This window comes from Pleomorphomonas sp. NRK KF1, from assembly GCF_023721755.1.
Taxonomy (GTDB): Bacteria; Pseudomonadota; Alphaproteobacteria; order Rhizobiales; family Pleomorphomonadaceae; genus Pleomorphomonas.
In genome coordinates, this window is sequence record NZ_JAMDLH010000005.1 from 253,105 (window position 1) to 267,040 (window position 13,936).

Annotated in this window: 17 protein-coding genes; 8 read left to right on the forward strand and 9 right to left on the reverse strand. The window is 65.5% G+C overall.

Annotation, left to right across the window (positions count from 1 at the left end; all coding sequences use genetic code 11):
• Nucleotides 1–102: 102 nt before the first annotated feature.
• Nucleotides 103–861 carry a class I SAM-dependent methyltransferase gene (locus M4J39_RS14540; RefSeq protein ID WP_251729124.1) on the forward strand — a complete coding sequence of 253 codons (759 nt, stop codon included), beginning with the start codon at nucleotides 103–105 and terminating at the stop codon, nucleotides 859–861.
• A gap of 7 nt (nucleotides 862–868) precedes the next feature.
• Here the strand turns inward: M4J39_RS14540 and metW are convergent, their stop codons facing one another.
• From metW to M4J39_RS14560, 4 genes are all read right to left on the reverse strand, one after another.
• Nucleotides 869–1,504, reverse strand: coding sequence for a methionine biosynthesis protein MetW (metW, locus tag M4J39_RS14545; protein WP_251729125.1), 636 nt, complete (start codon nucleotides 1,502–1,504; stop codon nucleotides 869–871).
• A complete protein-coding gene (locus tag M4J39_RS14550; RefSeq protein ID WP_251729126.1) occupies nucleotides 1,501–2,712 on the reverse strand; it encodes a homoserine O-acetyltransferase in 1,212 nt (403 codons plus the stop codon). Before M4J39_RS14550 ends, metW begins: the two co-directional genes overlap by 4 nt.
• Before the next feature lie 128 nt (nucleotides 2,713–2,840).
• On the reverse strand, nucleotides 2,841–3,260 hold the full coding sequence (locus M4J39_RS14555; RefSeq protein WP_251729127.1) for a hypothetical protein: 420 nt from the start codon (nucleotides 3,258–3,260) through the stop codon (nucleotides 2,841–2,843).
• 60 nt (nucleotides 3,261–3,320) lie between these two features.
• Nucleotides 3,321–4,157, reverse strand: coding sequence for a helix-turn-helix domain-containing protein (locus M4J39_RS14560; RefSeq protein ID WP_251729128.1), 837 nt, complete (start codon nucleotides 4,155–4,157; stop codon nucleotides 3,321–3,323).
• A 97-nt stretch (nucleotides 4,158–4,254) separates the two neighbouring features.
• Between M4J39_RS14560 and M4J39_RS14565 the strand changes: the two genes are divergently transcribed.
• A complete protein-coding gene (locus M4J39_RS14565; RefSeq protein WP_251729129.1) occupies nucleotides 4,255–4,770 on the forward strand; it encodes a hypothetical protein in 516 nt (171 codons plus the stop codon).
• A gap of 5 nt (nucleotides 4,771–4,775) precedes the next feature.
• Here M4J39_RS14565 and M4J39_RS14570 read toward each other — a convergent pair whose 3' ends face one another.
• Together M4J39_RS14570 and gluQRS are read right to left on the reverse strand one after the other, a co-directional pair.
• A complete protein-coding gene (locus M4J39_RS14570) occupies nucleotides 4,776–5,888 on the reverse strand; it encodes a saccharopine dehydrogenase NADP-binding domain-containing protein (protein ID WP_251729130.1) in 1,113 nt (370 codons plus the stop codon).
• Between the two features lie 90 nt (nucleotides 5,889–5,978).
• Nucleotides 5,979–6,857: a tRNA glutamyl-Q(34) synthetase GluQRS gene (gene gluQRS, locus M4J39_RS14575; protein ID WP_251729131.1), complete on the reverse strand. Its 879-nt coding sequence runs from the start codon at nucleotides 6,855–6,857 to the stop codon at nucleotides 5,979–5,981.
• A gap of 100 nt (nucleotides 6,858–6,957) precedes the next feature.
• On the opposite strand from gluQRS, the gene M4J39_RS14580 reads away from it, so the two are divergent.
• The 3 genes from M4J39_RS14580 to M4J39_RS14590 all read left to right on the forward strand — a co-directional run bounded on the left by M4J39_RS14580 (nucleotide 6,958) and on the right by M4J39_RS14590 (nucleotide 8,964).
• Nucleotides 6,958–7,599 (forward strand): DNA-3-methyladenine glycosylase, encoded by a 642-nt coding sequence (locus tag M4J39_RS14580; protein ID WP_251729132.1) that lies wholly within the window; start codon nucleotides 6,958–6,960, stop codon nucleotides 7,597–7,599.
• A 22-nt stretch (nucleotides 7,600–7,621) separates the two neighbouring features.
• Nucleotides 7,622–8,287, forward strand: coding sequence for an alpha/beta hydrolase (locus tag M4J39_RS14585; RefSeq protein ID WP_251729133.1), 666 nt, complete (start codon nucleotides 7,622–7,624; stop codon nucleotides 8,285–8,287).
• Nucleotides 8,288–8,382: 95 nt separating this feature from the next.
• Nucleotides 8,383–8,964 carry a cob(I)yrinic acid a,c-diamide adenosyltransferase gene (locus M4J39_RS14590; RefSeq protein WP_251729134.1) on the forward strand — a complete coding sequence of 194 codons (582 nt, stop codon included), beginning with the start codon at nucleotides 8,383–8,385 and terminating at the stop codon, nucleotides 8,962–8,964.
• A gap of 9 nt (nucleotides 8,965–8,973) precedes the next feature.
• Here the strand turns inward: M4J39_RS14590 and M4J39_RS14595 are convergent, their stop codons facing one another.
• The 3 genes from M4J39_RS14595 to M4J39_RS14605 form a co-directional block, all read right to left on the reverse strand.
• On the reverse strand, nucleotides 8,974–9,363 hold the full coding sequence (locus M4J39_RS14595; RefSeq protein ID WP_251729135.1) for a response regulator: 390 nt from the start codon (nucleotides 9,361–9,363) through the stop codon (nucleotides 8,974–8,976).
• An 87-nt stretch (nucleotides 9,364–9,450) separates the two neighbouring features.
• On the reverse strand, nucleotides 9,451–9,981 hold the full coding sequence (hpt, locus tag M4J39_RS14600; protein ID WP_251729136.1) for a hypoxanthine phosphoribosyltransferase: 531 nt from the start codon (nucleotides 9,979–9,981) through the stop codon (nucleotides 9,451–9,453).
• 113 nt (nucleotides 9,982–10,094) lie between these two features.
• On the reverse strand, nucleotides 10,095–11,426 hold the full coding sequence (locus M4J39_RS14605; RefSeq protein ID WP_251729137.1) for an MJ0042-type zinc finger domain-containing protein: 1,332 nt from the start codon (nucleotides 11,424–11,426) through the stop codon (nucleotides 10,095–10,097).
• 123 nt (nucleotides 11,427–11,549) lie between these two features.
• Here M4J39_RS14605 and ftsE point away from each other — a divergent pair, with 123 nt between their 5' ends.
• From ftsE to M4J39_RS14620, 3 genes are all read left to right on the forward strand, one after another.
• Nucleotides 11,550–12,209 carry a cell division ATP-binding protein FtsE gene (gene ftsE / locus M4J39_RS14610; RefSeq protein WP_251729138.1) on the forward strand — a complete coding sequence of 220 codons (660 nt, stop codon included), beginning with the start codon at nucleotides 11,550–11,552 and terminating at the stop codon, nucleotides 12,207–12,209.
• Nucleotides 12,206–13,171 (forward strand): ABC transporter permease, encoded by a 966-nt coding sequence (locus tag M4J39_RS14615; protein WP_251729139.1) that lies wholly within the window; start codon nucleotides 12,206–12,208, stop codon nucleotides 13,169–13,171. Before ftsE ends, M4J39_RS14615 begins: the two co-directional genes overlap by 4 nt.
• Nucleotides 13,172–13,232: 61 nt before the next feature.
• Nucleotides 13,233–13,931, forward strand: coding sequence for a YdcF family protein (locus M4J39_RS14620; protein ID WP_251729140.1), 699 nt, complete (start codon nucleotides 13,233–13,235; stop codon nucleotides 13,929–13,931).
• Nucleotides 13,932–13,936 lie beyond the last annotated feature (5 nt).

Consider the following 13,936-nt stretch of genomic DNA (forward strand, 5'->3'; position numbering starts at 1 on the left):
GCCTCCTTTACCGCCCGCGCGAAAAAAGACGGCGGCCGCCATTGCGATAGGATCACAGTCGATCAATATGGCGGAAAGGGCAAGGGCGCCCCGGAGCCATGCATGTTTCTGGACGTTGTCGACCTCAGGGACTTCTATTCGAGCGATCTCGGCCGCGTCATCCGGCCCATCCTCGCCGACCATTTCCGGAAAATCTGGCCGAGCGTGTCCGGCGACCGGCTGGCCGGGCTCGGCTTCGCGACCCCTTATCTCGCGCCCTTTCGCGAGGAGGCCGACCGCACGCTGGCGCTGATGCCGGCTGCGCAGGGCGCGGTCAATTGGCCGGCCGGCGGTCCATCCGCCTCGGCGCTGGTCTGCGACGACATGCTGCCGCTCCCCGATGCATCGATCGATCGGCTGCTGATCGTCCACGCGCTTGAAATGGCCAACGATCCGGCCGAACTGCTCAAGGAAGCCTGGCGGGTGCTGTCGCCGGGCGGCAGGGTGCTGGCGGTGGTGCCGAACCGGCGCGGCCTCTGGGCCCGCGTCGACACCTCACCCTTCGGCTATGGCCGCCCCTTCTCGCGCGGCCAGATCACCAAGCTCCTGCGCGAAACCTCGTTCTCTCCAACGGCCTGGGATGAGGCCCTCTACGTGATGCCGGTGCCGCGCCGGCACTTCATGCATGCCAGCACCCGCTGGGAGGCGATCGGCGCGCGTCTATGGCCGGCCTTCGCCGGTGTCATCCTTGTAGAAGCGGCCAAGCACCTGCATCAGGGCGTACCCGTAATCCGCCGTGTCCGGTCAACAGCCATCAGGCCGGTGCTTCTGCCCTCGCCCGCCGGCCTGCCGAGCCCGCATCGCACCGGTCCGTCCGGCTGATGGCTCGCTACCGGTCTTCGCGCGACAGCAGGAACACCGCCTGCGCGCCCAGAAGATTCCAGACGATCCACGGCAGGCTGAACGGCAGGCGCTTGCCGGTGCCGTCGAGAACGATCGCCTGATCCACATGGGCTCCCACGTCCTTGGCCAGTTCGACAAAATCGCGGATGGTGCAGAAATGGATGTTGGGCGTATCGTACCAGGAATAGGGCAGACGCTTGCTGACCGGCATGCGCCCGAGAAACATCAGGCGGAAGCGCACGTCGAGGTGGCCGAAATTCGGCAGCGACACCACGACGCGTCGACCGATGCGCAGCATCTCGTCGAGCACCCGGCGAGCGTTGCGCGTCGCCTGGATGGTGTGGCTGAGCACCACATAGTCGAAGGATTGGTCTGGATACTGGACGAGATCGCTGTCGGCATCGCCCTGAATTACGGAAAGACCGCGCGAAACGGCCGCGTTGACGCCGTCCTGGCTGATCTCGATACCCCGCGCGTCGACGCCGCGCGTCCGCTCCAGCAATTCCAGCAGCGCGCCATCGCCGCAGCCGATGTCGAGCACGCGCGAGCTCGGCTCGATCAACCCGGCGATCAGGCGAAGGTCGATGCGGACGTCGGAGGTGAGGTCGGCGAGGTCGGTCATCGTGCTTCCTCCGCCGTCGGGCCGGCTATGCCGCGCGCCCGGGCCGCGCCGGTCAGGAAGCCGCGCACGATGCGGAACTGTTCGGGAATGTCGAGCAGAAAACTGTCGTGTCCGCGGTCGCTTTCGATCTCCACGAAGCTGACCGGCGCCCCCGCCGCGTTGAGCGCATGCACCACGGCGCGGCTTTCCGAGGTCGGGTACAGCCAGTCGGACGTGAACGACAGCACGCAGAAGCGCGTCTTCGTTCCCTTGAAGACGTTGGCCAGAACGCCGCCGTGGTCGGCCGCGAGATCGAAATAGTCGGTGGCACGGGTGACATATAGATAGGAGTTGGCGTCGAAGCGGTCGACGAACGTCATGCCCTGATGGCGAAGGTAGCTTTCGATCTGGAAGTCGGCATCGAAGCCGAAGGCCAACGCGTCGCGATCCTGCAGGTTGCGACCGAACTTCTGGTGCAGCGAGCGGTCGGACATGTAGGTGATGTGGGCGGCCATGCGCGCAACGGCGAGCCCCTTCTTGGGGTTCCGCCCTTCCTCGAGATAGCGGCCGCCGCACCAGTCGGGATCGGCCATCACCGCCTGCCGCCCCACCTCGTGGAAGGCGATGTTCTGCGAGGAATGGCGGTAGCTGGTGGCGATGGCCACCACCGAGAACACCCGCTCCGGATAGCTGACCGCCCATTGCAGCGCCTGCATGCCGCCCATCGAGCCACCGACCACGGCGAACAGCTTGTCGATACCGAGCCCGGTGACCAGCATGGCCTGCGCCCGGACCATGTCGGCAATCGTCACGACCGGCAGGTCGAGGCCATAGGGGCGGCCGGTATCGGGATTGGTGCTGGCCGGCCCGGTGGTGCCAAGACAACCGCCGAGCACGTTGGAACAGATGACGAAGAAGCGATCGGTATCGATCGGCTTGCCCGGCCCGACCATCAGCGTCCACCAGCCCGGCTTGCCGGTCACCGGATTGGTGCTGGCGACATGCTGGTCGCCAGTCAGCGCGTGGCAGATCAGGATGGCGTTGGAGCGGTCGTCATTGAGCTCGCCGTAGGTCTGGTAGGCAATCTGCCAGGGCGCGATCGCCGGGCCGGCGTCGAGCGTCAGCGGCGCGTCCGTGCCGAAACGCATGACGAGGCTCGAAGGATTGTCGGCCTCGCTGCGGCGCAGGCTCGCCTGCGCATCGGTCTCGGTAAGGGGAGCGTCCAGCATCGTCACTTCATTATCCGGCAGCTTTCGCGCGGCAGGCGCGATGCCCGCCGCCACGAAGGTGGTTAGCTATCGGAACGGGGAGATCAAATGTCAAGAAAATCGGCATCCGGGCTATCGGAAGCCGCAGCCTACCGAGCGCTTCGACGGATGGCGCGAACCAGATCGCGGGCCTGCACCTTGGCGCTCTGCTGGTCTCCCTCGCCGAGCATGCCGCAAGCCTTCTCGAAGTTGTCGCGGTCGTCTTTGGCAACAGGCCGCTCGCCAATCGCCGCGACGACGATGCGAAGGGCGCAGGCCCGCACCGGGTCCACCTTGAAGGCGCCATAGCATCCATCGGCGAGACAGAAGGCGAAATTCCTCAGCGAGGGGATGTCGCCGGCAAGCGCCTTCGGCCACTGCGGCGCCAGCGCGGTCTGCTGGCCCGGGCAGGCGGCATTGTTCGCGGTGGCGCAGTTGGCGAGAAGATCGGCATACTCGGGCACGCCGTCGGCGGCGAAAACCGGGGCAGCGACGAAAGCCAGAACAAGGGCAACCAGAAGCGAGCGCATGGGCAGTTCTCGTATCACCCCAAGTATTCGCGAAGCATGCCGACGACGCAAGATCGCCCTTCAGCCCGCCCTGTTCCGGAAAGCTGCCGGCGGGCGACCGAACGCGGCGCGAAAGCGACGGGTGAACTCGGACAGATCGTAAAAGCCATTGTCGAGCGCGATGTCGATCACCCTGCCTCCTCCGGCCTCAAGTGCCGCCGCCGCCCGAGCGAGGCGATACCCGATGAGATAAGCATGCGGTGGCTGCCCCACGACCCGCCGAAACACCCTGAGGAACTGATGGCGCCCGAGGCCGACCAGCCTCGCCAGATCGCCGAGGCTGAGCTGTTCGTCATGGTGCGCGTGCATGTGATCGAGTACAGCGGCGATCCGTCGCTCGTCGCGCGATGTCACCGCCGGTTCCACGCCATCCTCGCCCGAAAAGGCCGCGCCAAGCAGATCGAGGGCCAGCGCTTCGGCCGAAAGCCCCTTCAGCTTGCCGCCGGCCAGTTGTCGGGCCGCATGAAGCCGACCGGTTCTTGCCGCGACCGGCGGCAGACGCGGCCGAGAGAAGGTGGGGCGGCGAAGCCTGCCGAAATCCGCCACCGTTTCCTCGACGAGTTCGGCCGAAAACTGAAACGACAGGCACCGATCCCCCCGGCAGGCCTCGTGCGAACAGCGATAGGCGCCTCCGGGATTGCCGAGTAACAGCGAGCCGGGCGTCATCAAGGCCCGCCCCAACCCGGAACGATAGGCGAAGACGCCATCGAGCACCGCCGACACCGATAGGTCTTCATGCGCTTCCTCGAACGGTCGGTCCTCCGGCCCGGCGTCGCAGATGACCTCGACCGCGCGCCACCCCTCGCCAGCCGCTGCCAGGCGCTCTCCGGGAACCGGCTTGTCTTTTTCGATCGGCATGATCGTCACGATATCAACTTTCCCCAAGCGTGGCGACTGTCCGGGGGCTTAGGCCAATCGCGCCCCAGGTTTTCCCTCCGCGAGAAAGGAACCGCACATGCCATCCCTTCAAAAGCCCTTCGTCGACCGTCTCGTCTCCGAGGCGGCTTCCTCCGACATCCCCGAGGACCAGCGCCTGTTCGAGCCACTTGTCGGAAGCTGGGATCTGGTGGTGACCTGGTACGACCGTGCCGGCGCAGTCATCCGCCGAGAAAACGGCGAATGGCATTTCGTCCGCGTCTTGAACGGGCTTGGCATTCAGGACGTCTGGATAGTGCCCGGTCCGTCTGAACGGGCTGCAGGTAAAGGGCCTTACGAGTACGGCACGTCGATCCGCTTCTACGATCCGGGCATCGCCGCGTGGCGCTCGACCTGGATCGGCCCGATGCACGGCGTGGTCGTCCCCTTCATCGGTCGCCGCACCGACGACGGCATCGTTCTGGAAACGCAGACGGGTGATCCGATGCACTGGAGTTTTCACGACATCACCGCCGATCGCTTCATTTGGAAAAACCACAAGAACGATGGCGGCTGGCGCCTCGTGCAGGACTTCATCGCAACGAGACATCGTTGAGCCGGTCAGACCAGCTCGGTGCTTTCATCGATCTCAACGCCCATCGCTTTGAGATGACCGAAGAAAACAGCGGGATCGACATAGAGGCCTTGCGGGAGAAGGCCGGGACGGCGCGCGCCCCCGGTCATCTCTCTCACGCAAGCCGCCGCCGCGATGGCCGTCAACTCGTAAGGATCGTCATGGCTAACCCGGAGACGGACCGTCATCGGCTTTCCCTTGTGAACGCCCCGACCGTCGCATACCAGCACCACCCATTCCTCACGGCGCGTCCAGCGCTTCAGCGCTGCGAAGAACCCGGCGACGGCCAGAGGTCGCAACGGCGGCAGCAAGGCCGCCAGCATCGTCGCCGGCAAGACCGCGTAATCGATGACCAGCCCGAAACCACCTATGTAGAAGCCCGTCTCGGTCAGTTGGGGAAGCCGGTCAGGCAGGCACCGCAGTTCCTCGATCCCCATGGCGATCGTCTGTCGCCGTCCGAGCGGAGATCCGAAATCGAAGTCGCGGGCATTGCGCCAGGATCTCATCCAACGCTTCTCGACGAAAACACTGGGGTCCATCTCTCGCAGTTCGCTCACGAAGTCCTCGGCGGCGCCGGGGCCGAAGCTCAGACGCGACCAGTCGACGTTGAAACTGGCGTAGACTGGCGCATGGGTGAGATCGACGGCGGAGGCGAGATGCCGGATCATCGCGGCCGGCAGTCCGGGGTGAAAGCCGCCATCACTGACGAACTGCAGGCCATGCCGGAGGACATCCGGCTCGATCGCCCTGAGCGCCCGCCACTTGGCCGCCGACGACAGGTGAGTGTCGAAATAGTCGATGCCGAGTGTCAGCGCCACACTTGCCACGACGGAAGCATCGCCAGTCGAGGAGGTGGCCGACACCACCAGGTCGGCACCCGACAAAGCCGCCAGAAGGCCGGCGCGGTCGGAGCTGTCGGCGCGAACGCCGACCAGCGTCGCGCCTGTCTCGGCGGCGATGCGGGCGGCGGCATCGTCCACCGACGCCTTGGTGCGCCCCATCAGACGGAGATCGTAATCCCCGGTCCGGGCAAGCAGACGCGCCAGGCGCCGTCCGGTGTTGCCGGCGCCGCCCAGGATGGCGATGGTCGCCCTTGCCATGAAATCCCCCCTCGACGGTTGCCGTCGCTCAAGGGAAGTCTGGGCGCGTCGCACCCAACCATCGAGACGGATGACTACTTAGGCTTGCCTTCAATCCAGCCCGACCATGCGTCTGATATCCGCGACCGTGGTGCCTGCGGCTCGCAAGGCAGCCAGACCTTCCGACTTCCGCGACTTCGACAGCTTGCGGCCATCGGCGTCGACGATCAGCCGATGATGATGATAGCGTGGTGCCGGCAGCCCCAGCAGCGTCTGGAGCAGGCGATGGACGGCCGTTGCGAAATAGAGATCTCGACCGCGCACCACATCCGTCACCCCCTGAAGCGCATCGTCGACCACCACGGCGAGATGGTAGGCGGCAGGTGTGAACTTGCCCGCAAGCACGATGTCGCCCCAGGCGGTGGGATCGGCGATCACCATCGCTCCCGGACCGTCGAGACTGTCGCCGAACTCCTGCCAGGAGAGAGAGCCTGCAAGGTGGACCGCCTTCGCCATATCGAGCCGCAAGGCATTCGGCTGGCCGGCTGCGACGAGCGCAGCAACGTCCTGGACCGGTCTGTCGCGGTCGATTCCCGGATAGAGCGGTGCGCCGTCAGGGTCGCGCGGCCACGGCTGACCGCTACGCGCTTCCTCCGAACGAATCGCCTCGGCGATCTCCGCGCGACTGAGAAACGAGCGATAGACGAGGCCGAGACCGGTCAACCGGTCGAGGGCAGCGGCATAATCGTCCGCATGCTCAGACTGACGACGAACGGGCCGTTCGTAGACGATGCCGAGCCAGTCGATATCATCCAGAATGGCGCGCTCATGCTCCGGCCGGGCGCGGGTGATGTCGACGTCCTCGACGCGGACCAGCATGCGACCGCCGCTCTCGGCGGCCATGTCGGAATTGAGAAGCGCCGACAGGGCGTGACCGAGGTGCAGCGGTCCGTTGGGCGAAGGTGCGAAGCGGAAAACGGGGACGGTCATCTCTCAGCTGTCGGCGGATGGTCGGCGCTGCTGCCGGCTTCTGACGGGCCGGACAGTATACGTCTTGAATGCTGAAGTCTCGTGCCGAAGGAGGAACCGGATGCGCCTCATCCTAACCGAAGCCGACATGATCGAAGGCCTCGACTATCTCGAACGCATCGACCCGCGCCTCGCCCCGGTCAGGGTGACGGCCGGTCCGGTCGACATCCGCTATCGACCGCCCGGCTTCGAGGGCATCGCCCGCATCGTCGTTGCGCAGCAACTGTCGGTCTCCAGCGCCGATGCCATCTGGGGCAGGTTCGAGACGCTGCTCGGCGCGGCGACCGCCGACAACTACCTCCGCCAGGACGAGGAGGCGTTGCGCACCGCCGGGCTGTCGCGCGGCAAGGTCAGGACGCTACGCGCCCTCGCCGAGGCCGCGGCCGACGGTCTGGATCTCGAAGGGCTTGCCGACGAACGACCCGAAGTGGCAACCGAGAAACTGACGGCCATCCACGGCATTGGTCGCTGGACGGCCGAGATATTCCTGCTGTTCTGCGCGCGCAACGCCGACGTACTGCCCGCCGGAGATCTGGCGCTTCAGGTGGCGGCCGCCGAGGCGCTGGCGCTGGACGGACGCCCCAGCGAAAAGGAATTACGGGCGATATCAGAGCTTTGGTCACCCTGGCGCGGCGTTGCGGCCAAGCTGCTTTGGGCCTATTACAAGGCAATGCGACAGGGCAGGAACGTCCTCCCGGTCTGAACCGATCCCGGAGGAGACTTCCATGGCCGAAATCGACGGTCCGCGCCTCGACCCCGCAGATGGCAAGGCCGACGCTCTCGTCGTCCTGCTCCACGGCTATGGCGCCAACGGCGAGGATCTCTATGACATCGCCGAGAGCTGGGCGCCCTTCCTGCCCGGCGTAGCATTCGTCTCGCCGCATGCGCCCCAGGCCTGCCCGATGGTACCGGGCGGGCGCCAGTGGTTCCCGCTCACCATGCGCGACGACTCCGAACGCTGGACAGGCGTTCTTGCGGCCGGCCCCGATCTCGATCGATTCCTGGACGCCGAGCTCGAACGTTGGGGCGTGTCGCCCGACCGCCTCGTGCTGGTCGGCTTCAGCCAGGGCACCATGATGGCGCTGCATGTCGGCCTCAGGCGCAAGCTGGCGCCAGCGCTGATCGTCGGCTACTCCGGCTACCTTGCCGGCGCCGATCATCTCGGCGAGATCTCGGCGAGACCGAAGGTACTGCTTGTCCACGGTACCGCCGATCAGGTCCTGCCCGTCGAAAGCAGCCGCAACGCCGCCGCCGCGCTCACCGCCGCCGGGCTTCCCGTATCGCTGCATCTTTCGCCCGGCCTCGGCCACGGGATCGATCGCATGGGTCTCGTTCTCGGCCTCAGGACCATTGCCGAGGCGCTCGACATCGATCTTCCCGGCGGGGGCTGACGATCTGTGCATCACGACCGTCGCAGCCCATTGACGGATTGAGCCTCCTCCCCAACTACGCGAATATGCGGAGGATGGTTTTGCCTGGAGGCAGCATGGTTCGGCTCAATCGTATCTATACCCGTACCGGCGACGACGGTTCGAGCGGTCTTTCCACCGGCGAGCGCCGGCTGAAGAACGACCCGCGCTTCGAGGCGATCGGCAGTGTCGACGAGACGAACGCCGCCATTGGGGTCGCCCGCCTGCATGTCGACGAGTATCCCGATCTCGACCTGATGCTGGGTGCAATCCAGAACGACCTATTCGATCTCGGGGCCGATCTCGCCACGCCGGAAGCGGATACGCCGCCGGCCTTCGAGCCCTTGCGCATCCTGCCCGTTCAGGTCGAACGGCTGGAAAAGGAAATCGACTATCTGAACCGCAGCCTCGCGCCGCTCACCACCTTCGTTCTGCCGGGCGGCAGTGCCGCCGCCGCCCATCTGCACGTGGCGCGCACCGTCTGCCGAAGGGCCGAGCGAGTGACGGTGACGCTGGCCCGAACGGATGGCGAGCCGGTCAATCCGGAAGCGGTTCGCTATCTCAACCGCCTGTCCGACTTCCTGTTCGTGGCAAGCCGGTGGGCCAACGATCTCGGTGGTCGCGACGTGTTGTGGGTACCTGGCCAGAACCGGGAGTGAAAGGCGAGATCAGGCGATCTTCTCGGCTGGGGAGCGCCCAACCAGAGCCCGCGCCACGGCGGTGCGAATCTCGGCAAGCGTGAACGGCTTGGACACGACGTCGTTCACCAGGCTGTCGAGGCCGAAGGCCCGTTCCCGCTGATCGGCGAAGCCGGTCATCAGCAGGATGGAGAGGTTCGGGTAATCCCTGGCAACGGCCAGCGCCAAGGCGATGCCGTCCATGACCGGCATCATGATGTCCGAGAGCAGCAGCTCGAAATCGCCTCGTTGCGCGGTGAGGATCTCCAGCGCGATACCTCCGTCCTCGGCCTCGGTGATCTCATGACCGTCGAGTTCCAGCGCCCTCTTCACGAAGGCCCGGACCGACTCGTCGTCTTCGGTCAGCAGAATGCGCGCCATGGCCGCCCCCAGGGCACTCCCGTTGGAATCAAGACAATTTCGATACGATTGTTACACAACTGGGCTATCGGCACCAGATGCCTGCACTTATTCGGTAACGACACCGACAAAGGGCAACTCGCGGTAGGCGTGAGCGGCATCCATGCCATAGCCGACCACGAACACGTCGGCGCAGGAGAAGCCGACGATATCGGCTTCGATCTCGGCCTTGCGCTTGCCAGGCTTGTCGAGCAGGACCGCGACCTTGACTTCCTTCGCCCCCCGATCCTCGGTGAGACGGCGGGCGAAGGCCAGAGTACGGCCCGATTCAAGAATATCGTCGATGATCAGCACCGAGCGGCCGGCGACGTCGGTATCGATGTCGCGGATGATCTTGACGATGCCGGATGACGTGGTGCCGGTGCCGTAGCTCGACAGCATCATGAACTCCACCTGCGGCGCGAGGCCTTCACGGTGCAAGGCGCGCAGAAGGTCGGCGGCGAACATGAAGCTGCCCTTGAGGATGGCGATCACCATGAGATCTTCAGGCTGCGCGGCGGCGATCTCCTTGGCGATGGCGTCGACGCGCGCGGCGATCGTCTCTTCCGAAAACAGCACGTCGATGGTCTTGCCCGTCATCCCGGTATCCTCATGAGGTCGCGACGGCCAATGAGCCCGGGTCCGGCGCGAACCGGCAGGGGCGCGCATCCGGAACCGTCGCAAAGCCCCGGCCGCTTTCGGGCGGAGCTATATTACGGCTGACGCTGGTCTGTAAACCGCACTTCCACGGTCACCGACGCTTCTGGAGGCGCCAGCAGACGCGTCTTGAAGTGCACCTTGCCCATCTGATCGATACTGAGTTGCGGCAAGGCATAGTTCCAGGCGTAGACATCGCGCCCGGTCGACGATTTGAGCGTGACGCGAACTGCCGGCAAACCCTTGGACTCGCTGTCGAGGTTGACGATGTCGCCTTCGACCAGCAACACCGGCGTCGACCCATCCATCTCCTGGCGGGCCGTGACGTCCTGAAAATCGAGGCCTCGCAGATTGACCTTCAGGCCGAGCAACTCGTAGATCCCCGCCAAATCGGGAAGCGTGGCCACGATCCGTTCGCGACCGACCACGCCGACCACGCAGAACATCACGAGAAAGCCGATCAGCAACACCGAAGCGACGGGCGTCGACAGGTGCCGGTCGATCATGACGAAGGTCGAGGTGCCACGCCGGGCCTTCTTGCCTCGCGACGCCTTGCTGCGCCGCCCCTCGAAACCGGCGGGTGGGGCCTCAATGGTGGCGGAAGCATCGGCTTCGACCGAGGGAGACGTTCTGTCATCGTCCGCCGGCGGCGTCTCCTCATCCGCCGCTCCGGTTGCAAACAAGTCGTCGATCGACGACTGATCGTTGCCTTTGTCTTCCGCGTCGAGCTGAGTGTCCCCGGACGCTTCCTCGGCGTTTTCTTCGGGGCCTGATGCGAAGAGATCGTCGATCGCCGATTGATCGTTGCCGCCATCGTCCTCGCCCGTCGCTGTCTCTGCGTCGAAGGCGCTGCCCGGCCCCGTCCCGGCGATGGCATCTCGCCACTCGTCCTCGCTCGGCTCGGGGCCGTCCATGTCTGACCGCGCGGTCGGCGCAGTCGCGATTGGTGCGTCCGGATAATCGTTGGGCGTGGCGTGCCAGACGGTACCGCAACGGGCACAACGCACCTTGCGGCCGGTAACGCCGAGCGTGCCGTCGGCAATCTGATACCCCGTCTCGCAGGCGGGGCAGACAATTCTCATCTTCGGCCCCCGATCGGCCGCCTGCCAATCCACAACGGGAAGCGGACGACGCGCCTCCCGCGCCGCCACGGCGGCTTTTCCAAGGGATGGCGGCAACATGCTTAATGAAACGTTAAGGACAAGGGCTGCAACATCAATTATGAGGTCTGCAACACTGACAAGACGCCACAAACCGGCTTCCTGTGCCAAAGATAGCGTGCGTTGTAGGTCTTTCGCGACAACGACTCGAAGGATGAGAAACGGAGCGAAAGCCTGAGGGCCGGAGGCCCGCCGGCGACTGAGGCGGGATGAAACACGAAGCCGCATGCGGCTTCCGGCGCCAAGCGGCGCCGCGCGGAGCGGGTCTTTCGTGGCAAAGCCCCGAAAGACGTAAAGCGGAGCGAAAGCCTGAGGGCCGGAGGTCCGCCGGCGACTGAGGCGGAAAGAGTTATGATCAGGTTCGAAAATGTCGGCCTCCGCTACGGAACAGGACCGGAGGTGCTGAGCGATCTGACGTTCTCGATCGCCCCGCACTCCTTTCAGTTCCTGACCGGCCCTTCCGGCGCGGGCAAGACGACATTGATCCGCCTGCTATTCCTCAACCTGAAGCCGACGCGCGGCCTCATTTCCATTTTCGGCAAGGACACCGCCCTTCTGAAGCGCGCCGACATGCCGGCCTTGCGTCGCCGCATCGGGGTCGTCTTCCAGGATTTCCGCCTGCTCGACCACCTCACCACCTACGAGAACGTGGCACTGCCTTACCGGGTGCTTGGCAAGGACGAGGCGAGCTATCGCGCCGACGTCGTCGATCTCCTGGACTGGGTCGGCCTCGGCGACAGGAAGCACGTCTATCCGCCGGTGCTGTCCGGCGGCGAGAAGCAACGCGCAGCCATCGCCCGCGCCCTGATCACCAAGCCGGAATTCCTCCTCGCCGACGAGCCCACCGGCAATGTCGATCCGCCGCTCGCCCGCCGCCTGCTGCGCCTCTTCCTGGAACTCAATCGCCTCGGCACCGCCGTGCTCATAGCCACCCACGACATCGGCCTGATGGACCAGCTCGACGCGCGGCGCATGGTCATCGAGAACGGCCACCTCGAGATCTACGAATGAAGACGCCGATCCCCAGACCCAAGAGAAGGGCCACCGCATCCAAGGCGAGGCCGGGCGGCGATACGACCCTCGCATCACCGATCGTGCCGCCGCAGGCCATCGCCGGTCGCACGCTGGTGCTGGTCATCGCCATCATGACCTTCCTGGCGGGCTTCACCATCGCCGTCGTCTCGGTGATCGACCGAGCGGCCGACGCCTGGGCTTCCGACATCGGTCGCGAAGTAACCATCGAGATCAGGCCGCTCGACGGCGTCGCCATCGACGCCGAGGTGGAGAAGGCGGTAGCGCTGGCGCAGGAGTTTCCCGGCGTCGGCGGCGCCAGGGCGATCACCGAGGCTGAGACGCAGCGTCTGCTGGAGCCTTGGCTCGGGCCGGACACCGATCTCTCGGCCCTGCCTGTACCCCGCCTGGTCATCGTATCGATCGACGACGCGGCAAGCTTCGGCGTCAAGGCGCTGTCCGATGCAGTGGGGCGCGATATCCGCGGTGGCAGCGTCGACGACCACGCCCTCTGGGTCGATCGCCTCTCGGCCATGGCGTCCTCCATGGTGTTCGCAGGCGTCGGCCTGATGAGTTTGATGCTCGTCGCACTTATCCTATCGGTGGTGTTCGCAACGCGCGCCGCCATGGCGGGAAACCGCGACGTCATCGAGGTACTGCATTTCTGCGGCGCCGAGGACCGTTTCATCGCCGGACAGTTCCAGAGACGTTTCCTGCTGTTCGGCATCGAGGGCGGCGCCATCGGCGGCGCGCTGGCGCTCCTCGCCATGGGGATTGCAGCCTGGGCGATCGGTGGCTCGGCCGGGCGGCCGGGCGCCGACCAGATCGAGGCAATGTTCGGCCGTTTCGAGCTTCCCGGCACGGCCTATGCCCTGGTGCTCTCGCTTGTCGTGGCGGTGGCGCTTCTGACCGCGCTCACATCGCGCCTGGCCGTGCGGCGGTCGCTGTCGGCGCTCGACTGAGCGATCGAACGGGAGGTGACCCGGATTTGTCAATCGTCGGCCGATTTCCTAAAATGAACCCATGATGGAATCGTCCGCTCCCACGAGAGAGACGGCAGGCCGGCCCGAGGAAGCCGTCGGCGAGCGCACCCGCGCCCGCCGGTCGATCGGCATCATCGTCATTGCCGCGCTGCTCATCGGCAGCGGTTTCTTCTTCGGCGGATTCTTCCGCTTCGTCGACACCATCGTCAACTACCAGACGCCGTCGCCGCTCGCCGCCGACGGCATCGTCGTGCTGACCGGCGGCGCAGAGCGCATCACCGGCGCCGTCGAACTGATGACCGCCGGCAAGGCGCGGCGCCTCCTGATCTCCGGCGTTCATCCGGACACCTCGGCATCCCGACTCGGCCGCATGGTCGAAGCGGAACCGGACATGATGGCCTGCTGCGTCGATCTCGACCGGCGCGCCGCCAACACGATCGGCAACGCACTTGAAACGGCCAAGTGGGCGCGCCGAAACGGCTTCCTGTCGCTGATCGTCGTCACCTCGGCCTACCACATGCCCCGTTCCATGCTGGAACTGTCGCATGCCATGCCGGACATTCGCCTCATCCCCTATCCGGTCACGCGGCCTGGCCTCACGCTCGGCAACTGGTCGGAAGACCGTAGCGTAATCGTGCTTCTCCTGCAGGAATACCTGAAGTATACGGCAACGCGCCTCCGGCTGTCGCTTGGCGGCATAGACGGCCTCGCCGACGTCATCGGCGGTGCGTTCGGTTAGGCATT

Coding starts and splice junctions, on each gene's coding strand:
- M4J39_RS14540 (WP_251729124.1), top strand. CDS start 103: ATGTTTCTGGACGTTGTCGACCTCAGGGACTTCTATTCGAGCGATCTC.
- metW (WP_251729125.1), bottom strand. CDS start 1,504: ATGACCGACCTCGCCGACCTCACCTCCGACGTCCGCATCGACCTTCGC.
- M4J39_RS14550 (WP_251729126.1), bottom strand. CDS start 2,712: ATGCTGGACGCTCCCCTTACCGAGACCGATGCGCAGGCGAGCCTGCGC.
- M4J39_RS14555 (WP_251729127.1), bottom strand. CDS start 3,260: ATGCGCTCGCTTCTGGTTGCCCTTGTTCTGGCTTTCGTCGCTGCCCCG.
- M4J39_RS14560 (WP_251729128.1), bottom strand. CDS start 4,157: ATGCCGATCGAAAAAGACAAGCCGGTTCCCGGAGAGCGCCTGGCAGCG.
- M4J39_RS14565 (WP_251729129.1), top strand. CDS start 4,255: ATGCCATCCCTTCAAAAGCCCTTCGTCGACCGTCTCGTCTCCGAGGCG.
- M4J39_RS14570 (WP_251729130.1), bottom strand. CDS start 5,888: ATGGCAAGGGCGACCATCGCCATCCTGGGCGGCGCCGGCAACACCGGA.
- gluQRS (WP_251729131.1), bottom strand. CDS start 6,857: ATGACCGTCCCCGTTTTCCGCTTCGCACCTTCGCCCAACGGACCGCTG.
- M4J39_RS14580 (WP_251729132.1), top strand. CDS start 6,958: ATGCGCCTCATCCTAACCGAAGCCGACATGATCGAAGGCCTCGACTAT.
- M4J39_RS14585 (WP_251729133.1), top strand. CDS start 7,622: ATGGCCGAAATCGACGGTCCGCGCCTCGACCCCGCAGATGGCAAGGCC.
- M4J39_RS14590 (WP_251729134.1), top strand. CDS start 8,383: ATGGTTCGGCTCAATCGTATCTATACCCGTACCGGCGACGACGGTTCG.
- M4J39_RS14595 (WP_251729135.1), bottom strand. CDS start 9,363: ATGGCGCGCATTCTGCTGACCGAAGACGACGAGTCGGTCCGGGCCTTC.
- hpt (WP_251729136.1), bottom strand. CDS start 9,981: ATGACGGGCAAGACCATCGACGTGCTGTTTTCGGAAGAGACGATCGCC.
- M4J39_RS14605 (WP_251729137.1), bottom strand. CDS start 11,426: ATGCGGCTTCGTGTTTCATCCCGCCTCAGTCGCCGGCGGGCCTCCGGC.
- ftsE (WP_251729138.1), top strand. CDS start 11,550: ATGATCAGGTTCGAAAATGTCGGCCTCCGCTACGGAACAGGACCGGAG.
- M4J39_RS14615 (WP_251729139.1), top strand. CDS start 12,206: ATGAAGACGCCGATCCCCAGACCCAAGAGAAGGGCCACCGCATCCAAG.
- M4J39_RS14620 (WP_251729140.1), top strand. CDS start 13,233: ATGATGGAATCGTCCGCTCCCACGAGAGAGACGGCAGGCCGGCCCGAG.